Below are 14,145 nucleotides of genomic sequence, written 5' to 3'. Positions count from 1 at the left end.
CATGAACGACCTCGACCTGAACCTGATCCCTTACCTCGTCGCCATCGAGGAAACGCGCAACGTGAGCCGCGCCGCCGAGCGGCTCGGCGTGAGCCAGCCGCGCGTATCGACCGCGCTCGCACGGCTGCGCGAATACTTCAACGATCCGCTTTTCGTGCGCACTTCGCGCGGCATGGAGCCGACGCCGCGCACCATCGCGCTCGTGCCCGCCGCCCGCGACGCGCTCGCCCGCATCGAGCGCGGATTGCTCGACAGGCAGCATTTCGATCCGTCCGCGAGTGCCGAGACGTTCTCGATCGCGCTATCCGACGTCGGCGAAATCGTGTTTCTGCCGCGGCTGCTGCAGGCGTTCGCGAAGGAAGCGCCGCACGCGAACCTGCGCTCGGTCTCGGCCTCGCACGGAGACGTGGAGCGCGGGCTCGAAGCCGGCGAGATCGATCTCGCGGTCGGCTATTTCCCCGACCTGCGCGGAAACAACTTCTTTCAGCAGCGGCTCTTCTCGCACCGCTTCATTTGTCTGATGCGGCGCGATCATCCGTTTGCGAACGAGCCGCTCACGCTCGAACGGTTTCTGGCGTGCGGTCACGCGGTCGTGCGCGCCGAAGGCCGCAGCCAGGAAATCCTTGAGAACTATCTGGACAAGGAGCGCGTGCGGCGCCGCGCGGTGCTCGAAACGCCGCACTTCATGAGCCTGCCGTTCATCCTGTCGCGCACGGATCTGATCGCGACGGTGCCGCATGCGATCGGTTTTGCTTATGTCGCCGAGCACGCGTCGATCACGCTCGCCGAGCCGCCGCTCGCGCTGCCGCGCTTCGATCTGAAGCAGCACTGGCATCGCAAGTTCCACAACGACGCGCGCACGATATGGCTGCGCGGCATCGTCGCGTCACTCTTCAACGACGAGCTCGACGAGTGGCCGAAGTGAGGTTCAGCGCCGGGCGTCGACACTCCATGCGCCCGGCCCCGCGGCTGCGATGAACAGGAAAATGAACGAGAGCAGCACCGCCGGCTCGCCTTGATTCAGCAGCGGCAGCAGAACATGGCCCTGCGGCGCATGGCCGATGAAATAGGCAAACGCCAGTTCGCCCGACAACACGAAGGCGGCCGCGCGCGTGAAGAAGCCGACGAGCACGAGCGCCCCGCCGACCAGTTCGATGATCCCCGCCACGCCGAGCAGCGAGAACAGCGGCAAGCCATCGAACATGGCGATGTGCGGCGCGTGAAACAGCTTCGCCGACGCATGCGCGAGCAGCAGATACGACGCGACGATGCGCAGCAGCGCGTGGGCGCAAGCGGCCAGAGCGGGCACGCTGGGCGCGGCGGAGCGGACTTGAGTGGACATCGGAATACTCCTGTGAAGGTCATTGCGGGCAGTCTATGCAGACATTGCCCGTCGATAAATCCGGCTACCATTAGCGTTTTGTTTCCCGACAGGAAATGATCGATGGATGCTCTGACCAGCCTGCGGGTGTTCCGCGAGGTCGTCGAGGCAGGCAGCTTCGTCAAGGCCGCCGAGCGGCTCGACATCTCGACCGCGATGACGAGCAAGCATGTCGCCAATCTGGAACGCCAACTGGGCGTGCGGCTCCTGAACCGGACGACGCGCCATCTGAGCCTCACCGAAGCCGGCAGCGTGTATTACGAGCAGTGCAGCGAGGCGCTCGACATCCTTCAGGCCGCCGAGGCGGCGGTCGGCGTGCAGACGGCGCAGCCGCAGGGCGTGCTGAAGGTGACCGCGCCAGGCTGGTTCGCCAACCGCAAGTTCGCCGACCTGCTCGTCGCGTATCAGGCGCGCTATCCAGGCGTGCTGGTCGATCTCAGACTGGAGAACCGCTTCGTCGATCTGGTCGAGGAAGGCTACGACATGGCGCTGCGCGCGACTTCCGAACCATCGCCGTCGCTGATCGTGCGGCCGCTGTGCAAGATGCCCTTCGTGCTCGCCGGGTCGCGCGCTTATCTCGAACAGCACGGCAACCTGCGGCATCCGGATGATGTCGCGCGGCATCGCATGGTGCTGCCGACCTACACGAACATCGAGTCAGTCACGCTCACGGGTCCGGACGGCGTGTTCACCGTGAAGAATCATGCCGTCCTGAAAACCAACGATACGTCGATGGCGCTGCAACTCGTGCGCGCCGGGCTCGGGCTGGCGTATTTTCCGGCGTGGATCGTCGAGCCGGAGCTGGCCTCGGGCTCGCTCTTGCGCGTGCTGCCGAACTACACGGCATTCGCGCCGTCCGTGTACGCGGTCTACACGAGCCGCAAGTACATGACGACCAAGGTGCGGACCTTCATCGACTTCCTGTCGGAGTCGCTGACGGATCGGCCATTATGATTAGGATTACTCTTATTCTTGCGTGATTTGCCGCGTGTAATGATCGCGCCCGCTTCCGGAACGGGCGCTCGATACGCAACAGATTTTCACCTTGCGCGCCGCCGGGATCGTTCCCGTTGTTATTCGCACGATTCGCACGCGAGGTATGCGCGATATGGATTTCCCCTGGATTCCGCTGGCATTCAGCTTGACCCTGCTCGGCCTGATGCTCTTCATCTGCCGCACGATCAACGCGAGTCAAGGCATGCTGCGGTGGAACGGCGCGCTGCTGTTCTTCGTCCTCTGCCTTCTGGCGATGCTGCTGGACTTCACGCTGACGATGGTCTTCGCATCGGCGAGCTTCCATGACCGGACGCAGTATGACGACCTGGCATCGCGCACCGCATGGAGCGAGCGCGTATTCACGTATCTGATCCCATGCGCGGTGTCGCTGTTGCTGGCGCTGAGGTTTCGCAGGCGTCGGCGTCTGGCGCATGAGCTTGCGCGCGGATGCAAGCCGGGCAACCGCGAGGATTCGCTGACGATTCAGACCTCTCCATATACCCAGTCCGAGTTGCCGCTCTGACGGTCCGTGAGTGAATTCGAAGAGCCAAGTCGTAAAATGCACTGAAGCAGTTCTACTCTTCGTTTCTCTCTGATATACTTTCGCTCTTTCGGGGCGTAGCGCAGCCTGGTAGCGTACCTGCATGGGGTGCAGGTGGTCGGAGGTTCAAATCCTCTCGCCCCGACCAGATCCAAACCCGCGACAGCTAAGGCTCTCGCGGGTTTTTTTTGGCTGAAGCGCCTGTAGTTGCATGGGACGCCGAGTCAGAATCACAGGGCAAGAAACTCGGCTTACTGAGTGGATATAAGGTATCGTTCGCGCTCGATTCGTCTGCCGGGCCCAACTTGCGTCGGCGAAGCGATATGTGCGCTCCGGCATCATGGACAGCGACTAAAACAATGCACCGACCGGTGACTCCCACCGCGGCGCGTCTCCGTACGGCGCAATCAAAGGTACCTCTACGTCTTGAACATTCTGATTTCGGCGTTTACAGGCCGCTGCCTGATGAATTGGTTGCCGCTCGCGGACAAAGTCCGCTCGAAGGATGGGCGTTGCAGCTTCCTTCTCTTTCCGCGCCTTTCGGATCCCGATCATGCAGCCCTCTATCGGAGCGACATTCAGTCCTTCGCGCGGATAACCGCGCCCATCGATAAAGATTTTGCTTTTTGCGAGACCACGGAGTCCGCGTGCGTCGCCGCGATTCAGCGTTGCGTCACGGAGGAGCACTACGACGGCATTTTATTGACGACCTGTCATGTCGGGCCTGAGTTGAAATTAAAAGAATGGGTGCAAGCCGTGTCCCCGCGAACGCGAGTCATCGGACTTCAGCATGGATTCGTGCAGCCTTGGGGTTATTACGAAACCTTGTTTGATTCGTTCGACTACCTCGGCGTGTTCGGGCAAGCCTTCGTGGATCGGCTTTCACCGCAGTTCAGAGAGCGAACCACAGCACTCTCCCTTCCGCTGCTGGATTCATACAGGATTGACCGGCAACCCGACGACGAGATCGTATTGTTCGCGCTTCAAAAAGATCTGACGCCCGACGTGGTGAAGCGACTAAGTTCTGAGATCGAGGCTTCCTCAGGCAAGAAGGTGGTTCTCCGACCCCATCCGGAGCACGTTGCAAACTATGACGGACTTCGACAGACGTTCGCGTTTTCAGATCCGACCGAACCACTAAGTCGAGCACTGCAACGCGTGTCTGGAGTGATCACTTCGGGAAGCACACTGGCGCTAGCGTCCCTTTCGATGAACATACCGACGGCGGTCGTACCTCACTTGGGCGGCGAAGAATACGAGCCGTTTGGAATCGTCGCCGACGAGATGGCTGCTTCTCCGATACTGCAGATTCTCGATCGGTTCAAGGAGCCTTCGTTCCGCACGCAACTGAACAAGACATTGGAAGCGTATACCGGGCGCGCGGGGCAACGCGTCGAATATGCTTTCGACACGCTCCGAAGACTCCTCACCCCGATGGACTCGCGCGCAACCAGACAACCACGCGCTTTCAGCAACAACTGGCTTCGACGCATCCTCAAGCGTCCTTTTGCCTGACGAGCGAACTCACTCGAAGATGCGGAAGAATTCAGACATCTAAGCTTTGCGCGCCTACGCTATTGCGCTGACGATCTGCGCGCATTTGGCACGACTCGAGCCATCGTGGGACCGTTGGGTTTATGCATTCTGGCTCGGAGGCGGCGTCGATCTGTTCTTCGCCATCTCCGGCTTCGTCATTACGAGGTCACTTCTTGACCTGAAACGCCGGACAGCCAGACCGTCCATTCTCTCGATCATCAAACCGTTCTGGATCCGGCGCATTTATCGTCTTTGGCCCGCCGCTATTTGCTGGGCTTTCGCCTCTGTCATTCTTTCGATCTTCTTCAATCGACTCGGCCTGTTCGGAACGGTTGAAGGTACGCTGACATTCGCCCTGGCGGGCATTGGACAATTCGCGAATCTCTATGGGGCCGTCTGCTCGGCTCCAAATGCAACTCACCCATGTGAATTCTCCAGCCTGGCCGTCTACTGGAGTCTTTCCCTAGAGGAGCAGTTCTATCTGCTTGCTCCATTCGCATTGTTGTTTCTCCCACGCAAGTTCTTTGTCTTGTTACTCATTTTGATCGCCGGAAGTCAATTGTTTCTCACGCGCGATTGGCCATCCGCTCTATGGTTCTTCAGGACCGACGCGCTCTGTTTCGGCGTTTTGATCGGCCTGACATCGGAGAAAACCGCGATTATCAGAGTGGCGCACTCCATTCTGGACCGGAAGATTTTGCGAGCGACGCTCGTAGGAGCGCTTCTTATTGCGCTAATTGGTGTCGCTTCGCCCGGTGTCGTGCCTTTTTATAACGGCGCCATCGCATTGATCGCGGCCGCGCTCGTGTTCATCGCGTCTTTCGATCGCGATTACATCGTCCAAAGCAACCTACTGAAACGAGTGACGAACTGGCTCGGCGCGCGATCATTTTCCCTGTATCTGACACATCTCCTGGCCTTCTTCGCAGCGCGCGAACTCTATGCGCGCCTCCGCACTATGTCGGTGGAAGGCCCGGTTCAAATCTCGAGCGTGGTGGCAATTGCCATTTTATTGACGATCGTGCTCACAGAATTCTCATATCGCGTCATCGAGGTCCCGTGCCGAAATAAAGGCCGGAGACGGGCTGAGCGTATGCTGACCGCAGACGCGGAAGGCGATCAACCAAGACGTGAGCGCGCGGTTGCAGATGCCGCCAGGCAGTGAGCAAAAGTCCGATCTCATCACGCCGTCATCGTTTGACCTCAGCCGTTTTCCTAAAAATAACCAACACTGACGACTTGAACTGCGGCCGCAGCCCCGTGTGCAAACGAGTGTTCGCGCAAAATTTGCCGCATTCGGGTCGTTGCGTCTTGGCAACACACCTCGAAGCACCCGCCATCAAGCGGTAACGCATTGACTTGGGAGCTAGTATAACGCGCGGATCTCACCTATCATCGCCATTATTACAAAATAAATTACCATCTTCGACCGATTTTTCGAAAGTTTTTGCGTTTGCATGGGACCTCTCGAGTTCGTTTGTCCAGACAGACACATCGACCATCAAGGGTATAAACGTAATTATTACCGGTATTTTTTACCTTACTTGGCTTTTCTCTGTAATGTCACGTTACAATTAAGCAGTTTCCTATAAACTATGCCGCTTTGAAACAAATGACCGTTTCCAGCGTGGAGCGGCTATGAAATGCAAGTTACGAATTCGTACAGCAACGGACGCTCAGATGCGTTCCTTCGTTGGTGCATAGCAGTCTCTCTCGCGCTACTCGCAAGCTTCGGTTACCTCGTCACATCGGCCAAATCGACTCTGCACATCAACATCGTCCCGACGGCCGATCGCGATCTGCTCTCTTCCGCCAATGACGTTTCCCTGACGTTGCCCGCTCGCATTGCAAATTCGGTCGTCGCGGACGGCTGGGCCCGCACTGATAATACCTTTGCGGCCTCTGCCCCGACGGCCGGAACGACTCCCAGCTTGCGCTGGAGAGGTGACATTTTCACGCTGGACTATGTGCAGCTGAACGCGACGCCGAAAAGCGGAACCTTGGATATCGACGTTGACGGCAAGCGTACTCATCTCGACCTTTACGACCCCTTTGGCAAGACCTTTTACATCAAGCTGATCTCGTTGGCGCCTTGGTCGAGCATCATCGGATTCGATGAAGCCTCCGAAGCGTTTGGGATATTCATTGCCGTGATCATCGTCGCACTGTTGGGCTTGAAGTGGGCAATGCCCAGGCAAGCCGCGGCGGCCAGCAGCCACGGTCCGCTGGTCAGCACGGCCTATTTCTCGCGCCTCGACCATCTACGCTTCGTTGCGGCCGCACTCGTCCTGCTCTATCACTTCTTTCACAACTTCATCACCAACGCGTACCGCTCGCATAACCCGCTGGTCGCGCTAATCGCTGACGGCCACACTGGCGTGGGCTTGTTCATGGTGTTGAGCGGCTTTATCTTCGCCCACATCGGCCGCGGCAAGGAAATCAACTACAAACGGTTTCTTCTTGCACGCGTAATTCGTATCTTCCCGCTTTATGTCTTTGCCCTGGTGATCGCTTTCAGCACCAAGCGCTGGGACTTCAAACCCCTGGACATCGTCTTGTTCGCCATACCCATGGCCAACTTCTACTCAGTTCAGGCGGTTCCCTACTTCGGCCAGCTCTGGACCATCGGCGTCGAATTTCAGTTTTACTCGATCTTTCCGTTTCTCAACAAATTCACCAACACACGCGGCCCCCGGTACCTCGTTGGACTGCTTGGTCTCTTCATTCTGATCAAGGCCTGTTACTTCAACCTGTACAGCGATGGTCGGGATTTCGGTTACTGGACCATCCTCGGCCGAATGGATCAGTTCATCATCGGCATGCTCGGCGCGATCGCCTATAACAAGCGTCATCGCTTGCTCGGAAACGTCCTTGCGTTTCCCCTGTCGGCGCTCCTGTTGCTCGGCGTGATGACCGTATTCAACCTGCAACTGGGCGGATACAGCGGCACGGCGGGCTCGTCGGTGTGGATCATTTGGCCCGCGCTCGAAGCGTCAGTATGGATGTTGTTCACGCTGACCTACCTTTCATGGAGAGTGCGCATTCCATCAGGGCTGGATGACCTTCTGGCCAAATTCGGCGCAGTCAGTTTCTCGGTCTACGTCATGCAGTACGTCGCGATCCCGCAACTGCAACGCTATATCGGCGTTGTCCCGCTCACCAGCGACTGGACATTGAACGTGCTCATTACGGGGGTTTTCATCGCCCTGCCCGGTGTGTTGTTGCTTTCGGGTCTGACTTACTGCCTGATTGAACGCCCCTTCTTCGCGTTCAAGGTTCGTTATGTATCTCAGCCGGAGCACGCTGGAAACGTGCGCCCACATCCTGCCGAAGCGAGAGAAGCCGCACGTCAAGAAGTCGCTGCGTAAGTCGCTCGATAGTCCCGTCAAGCCATTTGTTTTTTAACTGATACAGACAGCAAAAGATCATGGAGCGTTTAGAGTTCGGCGGCTCGTCCCGCTATATCGCGATCGAGGCAGCGATCCACATCGCTCGCTACCTGACGGCGAAAGATCTGTGTTCGGGCCGCAAGGTTCTGGATATCGCCTGTGGCGAAGGCTACGGATCCTGGCTCATGGCCGAATGGGGAGCGCAGTCGGTTCTGGGTGTGGACGTATCGCCGGAGGCGGTCGCCGCGGCCAACAAGCGATTTTCGAATGAGCGCGTCCGCTTTGTTGCAAGCCCCGGCGAGCAACTGACGCAGATCACTCAAGAACAGAAATTCGATCTGATCGTTTCGCTGGAGACGATCGAGCACGTCGACGATCCGGAACTGTTCCTGAAGAACATCCGCGACGTCGCAGCTCCGAACGCCACGATCATCATTTCCGCGCCGAACGACTACTGGTACTACGATCTCGGTGGCCAGAACGAATTCCACAAGCGCCGCTTCACACTCGAAGAGTTCCAGGCTCTTGCCGAGAAGGTTCTTGGCAAGGCCGATTCGTGGAACCTGGGCACGCTGGGCATCGGCTTTTCCGTAGCCGAGCAACATGGCAAATTGAAGAGCGGCGACGCTTCGACGCCGCAGGATGCCATGCTTGAATTCCAGTCGATCGATTCAGCCGTGTACGTTCCGTCGCAGATCGAGAGCGATGCCACGCCCGCAGAGGCCGCGTTCTACGTAGGTGTGTGGGGCGCAGCGGCAAACAAGAAAACGATCTTCGCCGGATATCCGGTATCGATGAATCTGGGGCGCCAGGTACTCTTCCCGCGCGATGGTATTTGGGCCATCAAACCCGATCCATTGAGCCGCAAGAATGATGAATCCGTGCGGCGATTGCTCGCAAAAGAGCTTGAAGAAACCCTGGCGCGGGAATCCGCGCAGAAAGAACAACTAGCAGCCCTGCAAGACGCCGTGAACTCGGAAATCAGGAAGCTAGAAGAAGCGCGCACGCGCGAACTGGCACTAACCGGTCAGATCGAATCGCTGAATGCTTCCTTGATTGCGAGTACCGAACAACTCGAACAGGCGAAGGCGCAAGAAGCGGTGATGAACAGCGAGCTGGTGGTTCTGACGAAATCCGTCGAGTCTTACAGCGAGAAGCTGCATTTCACGGAAAAGGAAGTCGAGCGCCTGGGAATGTCCCGCCGTGCCGCACAAGCGGAGGTGGCGGCGGCCTGGCGAGCGATTTATCGGCACGAGCACTCCGCCTCGGAATTGCGCGCGACGCTCGATCACGCTCGACAAGAAACAGAGCATGCTCGACACGACGCCGACGCTGCACGTCGCGAATTCGACGCCACACGTCGCGAACTCGATGCTGCGCGCAGCGAACTCGAATCGACACGAAGGCAGTTGAACTCAATGCAGCAAGATGCAGCGGCGACGAACCAACTGCACAACCGAATGCTCGACGAACATCGCCTCGCGATCCAGACAGCGAACGGACACCTGGCGCGCGTGCCCTGGAACGTCGTCAGAGCCTGGTGGCTGATTCGCAAGGCCATTCCCAACGCCGTCCTCAAAGTTGTCGGTGCTCTTCTGAATTCCGTGCGTCGAAGCCATGCAATTTAATATCGAAAATCTGGAAAGCGGCCTCGAGGCAAGGCCCTACGTCACGCATCGTTACCACGAGTTCCTGAATGCCGACTCCGGGCGGAGAGAAGGACCGAACATCGGGCTGAACGGCGAGCATCTCACGATCACGTTCCTGTCGCTGAATCGCAGCAGGCTGTCCATCAAGCTCTGCCGTTCGATCGCTGATCAGATTCCGAATTTCAAGGGCGAAGTCCTCGTGATCGACAACGGATCGAGCGAAGAGGAACGCGAAGCGCTTCGACGCTATCTGGAAGGAATGCCGTTTCGCTGGCGCATCGAGGTGCTCGGACAAAACTACGGGGTGGCGGGCGGGCGCAACAGGACGATGCCCCACGTGCGCACCGAGTGGGTGATGAGCCTGGACAACGACGTCTACTTCATCAAGAACCCGCTTCCCGAGATTCAGCACGACCTCGCCGTTCTCGGCTGCCATTTCATGACGATGGCCGTGCTCAACGAGGACGCCAACACCAACTTCATTCGTGGCGGGCATCTTTACCTCACGTTCGACATGAACGAGTTCATCATCGGCGGCGGTACGGCTCATCGTCAGAGCCATACCGGTTACGATGGCCCGGGCTATCTGGGTACGTTCATGTCGGGATGCGCGTCGGTTTTCCGCAAGGACTCTTTCCTGGCCCAGGGTGGATTCGACGAGGGAATGTTCGTCGGATTCGAAGACTTCGAGTTTTCGGTACGGTTGTTCCGTGCCGGGCTGAAAGTCGGAGCGAGCGATGTCAGAGCCCTGGTCCATGATCACCTGAAGCCGGAGACGACAGACGACAAGGACTACGAGCGCGCTCGCTTTGCGCGCGCACGCCTCGAGGCCGCTGCCGTTCACTTCGAGAAGAAGCACGGATACAAGGTGTGGACCGACGGAGTGGACACGTGGGTGCGTCAACGAGAGCAGGATCTTGGGCTGGACGTTCACAACGGTCGCCAGCGCGACACCGTTTCGACTGGATCGGGACCGCGTCGACCGCGTGTCGCCCTCATCGTCGACATGAATACCTGGGCCCTCGCGAACATCGCGCGGCAGATCATCAAATACGTCTCCGACGAGTTCGAATTCGACATCCTGACGTCTCAGGATGTCGAGCAACCGACCATGCTTCTGGAAATGACCAAGGAGCACGACCTGGTCCATTATCTTTGGCGTGAACCCTTGTCCCTCGTTTGCGAGCCGTGGGAGCGTCAGAGAATCGATCAGCTCTACGGCAGCTGGAACAATTTCGTGTCGCAGGTCATCGCGCCCCGGCCAATCACGCTAACTGTATTCGACCATCTGTTCCTGACCCAGGCGGAAATCGAACATCGCATCCCGCTCTTCACTCAGCTTTCGAACGGATACACCGTTAGCTCACGCATATTGCAGCGCATCTATCAAGGCATCCCAAGCTATCCGAATCCGGATCTGGAAACGCCGGACGGTGTCGATCTGACCAAATTCAAGCCGGCTGCGACAGAGCGCTTCATCGGGAACGAGCATCGGCCCTTGCGTGTGGGCTGGTCCGGCAACAGTGCGTGGGGTACGCATACCGAAGAAGGTCGCCTGCGAGACCCGAAGGGTTTCCACACCATCCTGCGTCCGGCACTGGATCAGCTGAAATCGCGGGGCATCGTCGTCGACGAATACTTCGCGGATCGGCAGATTCGCCAGATCTCGCATGACAGGATGCCCGACTACTACAACGCACTGGATGTTCTGATCTGCTGTTCAGAAGCCGAGGGCACGCCCAATCCGGTGCTCGAAGCGATGGCGTGCGGCGTGCCGGTCATCACCACCAACGTCGGCATTGTGTCCGAGGCATTCGGTCCTCAGCAAAAGCATTTCATCCTCAAGGAGCGCGATGCCGTCCTTCTGGCCGACGCCATTGAAGAACTGGTGAAAAAGCGGCATCTTTTGCATGTGCTGTCTCAAGAGAACCTGCAGTGGATCAAGCGTTGGGATTGGAGCATCCGAACCGATGCATACAGGCGTCTGTTCAGGCATCACATCAAGGCCCGACAGCCTGCCCGGCTCCCGTCCGCGCACCAGGCCGCGTAAGTACCTTTCCGGGCGGTGCGTTCGACTTCGATCTGCGGGAAGCGGACGTGCTGCATCCCACGCGCTGTTTCGACCAGCAGGGGATTTTGAACGAGCACACCGCCCGAAAGTTCTGATCAAAAAGGCTCTCCGGCCTCCGGCGCAGAGCCCTTTTGTTCTTCGAGCATCGTCACGTACAAGAACTGCGAGCAACAACAATGGCATACAGCAAGCTCAACAACCCCCGCGCATTCCCCGGCAACAGCAACTTCGGAATGTCGCTACGTGACTACTTTGCAGGCCAGGCTTTGGCCGGCGATGCATTGCCGATCGATGCATCGCCCGCCCTTCTCGAAGAGCGCGCGCAGTTTTACTACCGGCTGGCCGATGTGATGCTCAAAGTCCGCGCGGAAGACGAAGCGCTGACCAACGCCAGTGCAGTGATGAGCTTGCGCGTATAGGGTCTGCGAAGCGTACGGCTTGCATCGTCGGAAGCGACTTCTCCCGGGGACGTATCATTCAGACATAAACGCCAAAAATACTTGTGTGTCAGTAATTTAAGCTCTAATCTTAATGTGACACATAAGAGTCGGTGCACCATGCCTTTCCCCGTCCCAGCGCCTATGCCGCATCGGCGCATCCACACGGATCGAATCCGCTCCCCCTTGCGCGCGGAAGTCGCAAGATGGTTCGCCTCGACGAGCCGTGCGCGCGTCACGCGTTTCGGGCGCATCTATCCAGGCGGCAGCCGCTACATGTGCGTGAGCGCATCGAAACCTGGCGGAACGTTCGCGCTGTACTTCTTCCACCATGGCGGTGGCGACTGGCGTATCTATCCGCCCTGGGGCGTAGGCCCGAGCATCGTCTACTGGTCAGTCGATGCGAAGACGGCGGGCAGCAACGCGACCGCCCCCCCAAAGAAGCGCTTGCGCGCCGCGATCAAGTCTTAGCGGCAAGCAGCGTCTGCCCGGTGATCGTTTCATCGATCGTGCGCCTGTAGACCTTCGCCACCTCCGCAGCAGGGATGCCTTGCGAAGGATCCTTGCCCATCGATTCCAGCGTCTCCGCGACCCAACCCGGACTCACGACGTTCACGCGCATCTTGCCTTGCAGCTCCAGCGCGGCCACACGGGCGAATCCTTCGACACCCGCGTTCACGATGCTGACGGCCGCGCTGCCAACCATCGGCTGCTGAGCCAGCACGCCGCTCGTCAGCGTGACGGACCCGCCTTCATCGACATGACCGATCGCGCAGCGCACGAGGTTCACCTGCCCCATCAACTTGTTCGCGAGACTGAATGCGTAGTCGCCATCGCTGAGCGAATCGAGCGGCGCGAACTTTGCCGCGCCACCGACGCACACCACCGCGCCGACCTTCCCCACTTTGTCGAACATCGCGACGATGCTCGCCTTATCCGACAAATCGACCGACACGTCGGAGCCTTTGCGGCTCGCGGTGATCACTTCATGCTGCGGCTCGAGAATCCGTTTGATCTGAGTGCCCAACAAGCCGGTTGCGCCAACGAGCAGCACTCGCATAAGCCCTCCTGATTCGACGTGACAAGGCCGCGCCGTGCTTACACGGCGCGAAAGACGTGGAACGAGCAAGCGCTTATCGTACTGCCGCTGCGCGCAGCGTGCAGCGCAGGCATTCATGCGCCGCAATGCGCAGGCGAAAAAAATGCCGCGACGAATCGCGGCATTTTCCGACACTTCAACGCAGGCGCTCATCCGCCCAGCAAGTCGATCACCTGAAGAATATCCTTGCGCAACTGATCGACATCGACCCCCGGCTGGGCTTGCGGCGCGGCTTGCGCTTCGGCCATCTCGGCTTCGCCGACACTTGCGCGCCCCTGCGAGTCGAGCCGGTTGCGCGCACCATTGATCGTGAAGCCCTGCTCGTACAACAACTCACGGATACGCCGGATCAGCAAGACCTCGTGATGCTGATAGTACCGGCGGTTGCCTCGCCGCTTCACCGGCCTCAGTTGCGTGAATTCCTGCTCCCAATAGCGCAGCACGTGAGGCTTGACGCCGCACAGCTCGCTGACTTCGCCAATCGTGAAATAACGCTTGGCCGGGATCGGAGGCAAGACGACTTTTTCCATCGTCGATCAACCATCGTGGTAGGTGATGTCGATTGAAGCGCGGTGGCCAGCAGCGGAGCGCGCGATCGATGCCGCGCCTGAACGGATCAGCGTGCGAGATCCGTCTCTGCTCCCGTTTCGACCAGCGCCTTCAGCTTCTGACTTGCATGAAACGTGACGACCCGCCGCGCGGCAATGGGAATGGCCTCGCCCGTCTTCGGGTTGCGGCCCGGACGCTGAGGTTTGTCGCGCAGTTGAAAATTACCGAATCCGGAAAGCTTGACGCTCTCGCCGCTCTCCAGCGCATCGCGAATGACTTCGAAGAAGGCTTCGACCATGTCTTTCGCCTCGCGCTTGTTCAGACCGACGTGGTCGAACAGCATCTCCGCCAGTTCGGCTTTCGTGAGCGTCGGCATGTCACCGGACGCGCCGCCGTTCGAAGTCGTGGTATCTCGGGTCATGGCGCTGCGCTGCGCCGAAAGAAGGGCTTCGAAATCACTCGAGTTCATTTGGTTCATATCGGTAAAACGGCGCCTA

General features: G+C 58.8%; 14 protein-coding genes and 1 tRNA gene. 11 read left to right on the top strand and 4 right to left on the bottom strand.

Translation table 11 applies throughout. From position 1 onward, the window contains the following. The first annotated feature begins 1 nt into the window (after position 1). The gene (locus tag AWB83_RS07120; RefSeq protein ID WP_087043679.1) at positions 2–925 is read left to right on the top strand and encodes a LysR family transcriptional regulator; all 924 of its coding nucleotides are present in this window, start codon (positions 2–4) and stop codon (positions 923–925) included. Positions 926–928: 3 nt separating this feature from the next. On the opposite strand, the gene AWB83_RS07115 is transcribed toward AWB83_RS07120, so the two are convergent. Further along, the gene (locus AWB83_RS07115; protein ID WP_087043677.1) at positions 929–1,342 is read right to left on the bottom strand and encodes a DoxX family protein; all 414 of its coding nucleotides are present in this window, start codon (positions 1,340–1,342) and stop codon (positions 929–931) included. A gap of 102 nt (positions 1,343–1,444) precedes the next feature. On the opposite strand from AWB83_RS07115, the gene AWB83_RS07110 reads away from it, so the two are divergent. The 10 genes from AWB83_RS07110 to AWB83_RS07065 all read left to right on the top strand — a co-directional run bounded on the left by AWB83_RS07110 (position 1,445) and on the right by AWB83_RS07065 (position 12,471). Continuing rightward, entirely contained in the window at positions 1,445–2,335 is an 891-nt protein-coding gene (locus AWB83_RS07110; protein WP_087043675.1) for a LysR family transcriptional regulator, read from the top strand. 91 nt (positions 2,336–2,426) lie between these two features. Then, positions 2,427–2,900, top strand: a complete 474-nt coding sequence (locus AWB83_RS07105) for a hypothetical protein (protein WP_244197611.1) — start codon at positions 2,427–2,429, stop codon at positions 2,898–2,900. An 89-nt stretch (positions 2,901–2,989) separates the two neighbouring features. Further along, positions 2,990–3,066, top strand: a tRNA-Pro gene (locus tag AWB83_RS07100). A 278-nt stretch (positions 3,067–3,344) separates the two neighbouring features. Beyond that, the gene (locus AWB83_RS07095; protein WP_087043672.1) at positions 3,345–4,433 is read left to right on the top strand and encodes a hypothetical protein; all 1,089 of its coding nucleotides are present in this window, start codon (positions 3,345–3,347) and stop codon (positions 4,431–4,433) included. Positions 4,434–4,479: 46 nt separating this feature from the next. Then, on the top strand, positions 4,480–5,619 hold the full coding sequence (locus tag AWB83_RS07090; RefSeq protein ID WP_087043670.1) for an acyltransferase family protein: 1,140 nt from the start codon (positions 4,480–4,482) through the stop codon (positions 5,617–5,619). A 478-nt stretch (positions 5,620–6,097) separates the two neighbouring features. Further along, positions 6,098–7,822, top strand: coding sequence for an acyltransferase family protein (locus tag AWB83_RS07085; protein WP_087043668.1), 1,725 nt, complete (start codon positions 6,098–6,100; stop codon positions 7,820–7,822). Between the two features lie 59 nt (positions 7,823–7,881). Further along, complete coding sequence (locus AWB83_RS07080; RefSeq protein ID WP_087043666.1) at positions 7,882–9,471, top strand: class I SAM-dependent methyltransferase; 1,590 nt, start codon at positions 7,882–7,884, stop codon at positions 9,469–9,471. After that, positions 9,461–11,542, top strand: a complete 2,082-nt coding sequence (locus tag AWB83_RS07075) for a glycosyltransferase (RefSeq protein WP_087043664.1) — start codon at positions 9,461–9,463, stop codon at positions 11,540–11,542. Before AWB83_RS07080 ends, AWB83_RS07075 begins: the two co-directional genes overlap by 11 nt. 197 nt (positions 11,543–11,739) lie before the next feature. After that, complete coding sequence (locus AWB83_RS07070) at positions 11,740–11,982, top strand: hypothetical protein (RefSeq protein WP_087043662.1); 243 nt, start codon at positions 11,740–11,742, stop codon at positions 11,980–11,982. Between the two features lie 204 nt (positions 11,983–12,186). Beyond that, positions 12,187–12,471, top strand: coding sequence for a hypothetical protein (locus AWB83_RS07065; protein ID WP_087043660.1), 285 nt, complete (start codon positions 12,187–12,189; stop codon positions 12,469–12,471). Here the strand turns inward: AWB83_RS07065 and AWB83_RS07060 are convergent. From AWB83_RS07060 to AWB83_RS07050, 3 genes are all read right to left on the bottom strand, one after another. Further along, positions 12,461–13,060, bottom strand: coding sequence for a short chain dehydrogenase (locus tag AWB83_RS07060; protein ID WP_087043916.1), 600 nt, complete (start codon positions 13,058–13,060; stop codon positions 12,461–12,463). The genes AWB83_RS07065 and AWB83_RS07060 overlap by 11 nt on opposite strands. Positions 13,061–13,248: 188 nt before the next feature. Beyond that, on the bottom strand, positions 13,249–13,629 hold the full coding sequence (locus AWB83_RS07055; protein WP_087043658.1) for a MerR family transcriptional regulator: 381 nt from the start codon (positions 13,627–13,629) through the stop codon (positions 13,249–13,251). 86 nt (positions 13,630–13,715) lie between these two features. Continuing rightward, on the bottom strand, positions 13,716–14,126 hold the full coding sequence (locus AWB83_RS07050; RefSeq protein ID WP_087043656.1) for an integration host factor subunit alpha: 411 nt from the start codon (positions 14,124–14,126) through the stop codon (positions 13,716–13,718). Positions 14,127–14,145: the final 19 nt, after the last annotated feature.

Origin of the sequence: Caballeronia ptereochthonis, from assembly GCF_001545075.1 — a bacterium.
Lineage (GTDB): Bacteria > Pseudomonadota > Gammaproteobacteria > Burkholderiales > Burkholderiaceae > Caballeronia > Caballeronia ptereochthonis.
Note: the sequence above shows the minus strand (reverse complement) of the source record. Positions and strands in the feature narration are given on the sequence as shown.

What these genes read in the sequence shown, in the direction of transcription:
- AWB83_RS07110 (WP_087043675.1), top strand. Translation starts at nt 1,445, where the DNA reads ATGGATGCTCTGACCAGCCTGCGGGTGTTCCGCGAGGTCGTCGAGGCA.
- AWB83_RS07080 (WP_087043666.1), top strand. Translation starts at nt 7,882, where the DNA reads ATGGAGCGTTTAGAGTTCGGCGGCTCGTCCCGCTATATCGCGATCGAG.
- AWB83_RS07115 (WP_087043677.1), bottom strand. Translation starts at nt 1,342, where the DNA reads ATGTCCACTCAAGTCCGCTCCGCCGCGCCCAGCGTGCCCGCTCTGGCC.
- AWB83_RS07070 (WP_087043662.1), top strand. Translation starts at nt 11,740, where the DNA reads ATGGCATACAGCAAGCTCAACAACCCCCGCGCATTCCCCGGCAACAGC.
- AWB83_RS07050 (WP_087043656.1), bottom strand. Translation starts at nt 14,126, where the DNA reads ATGAACCAAATGAACTCGAGTGATTTCGAAGCCCTTCTTTCGGCGCAG.
- AWB83_RS07060 (WP_087043916.1), bottom strand. Translation starts at nt 13,060, where the DNA reads ATGCGAGTGCTGCTCGTTGGCGCAACCGGCTTGTTGGGCACTCAGATC.
- AWB83_RS07085 (WP_087043668.1), top strand. Translation starts at nt 6,098, where the DNA reads ATGCAAGTTACGAATTCGTACAGCAACGGACGCTCAGATGCGTTCCTT.
- AWB83_RS07120 (WP_087043679.1), top strand. Translation starts at nt 2, where the DNA reads ATGAACGACCTCGACCTGAACCTGATCCCTTACCTCGTCGCCATCGAG.
- AWB83_RS07055 (WP_087043658.1), bottom strand. Translation starts at nt 13,629, where the DNA reads ATGGAAAAAGTCGTCTTGCCTCCGATCCCGGCCAAGCGTTATTTCACG.
- AWB83_RS07075 (WP_087043664.1), top strand. Translation starts at nt 9,461, where the DNA reads ATGCAATTTAATATCGAAAATCTGGAAAGCGGCCTCGAGGCAAGGCCC.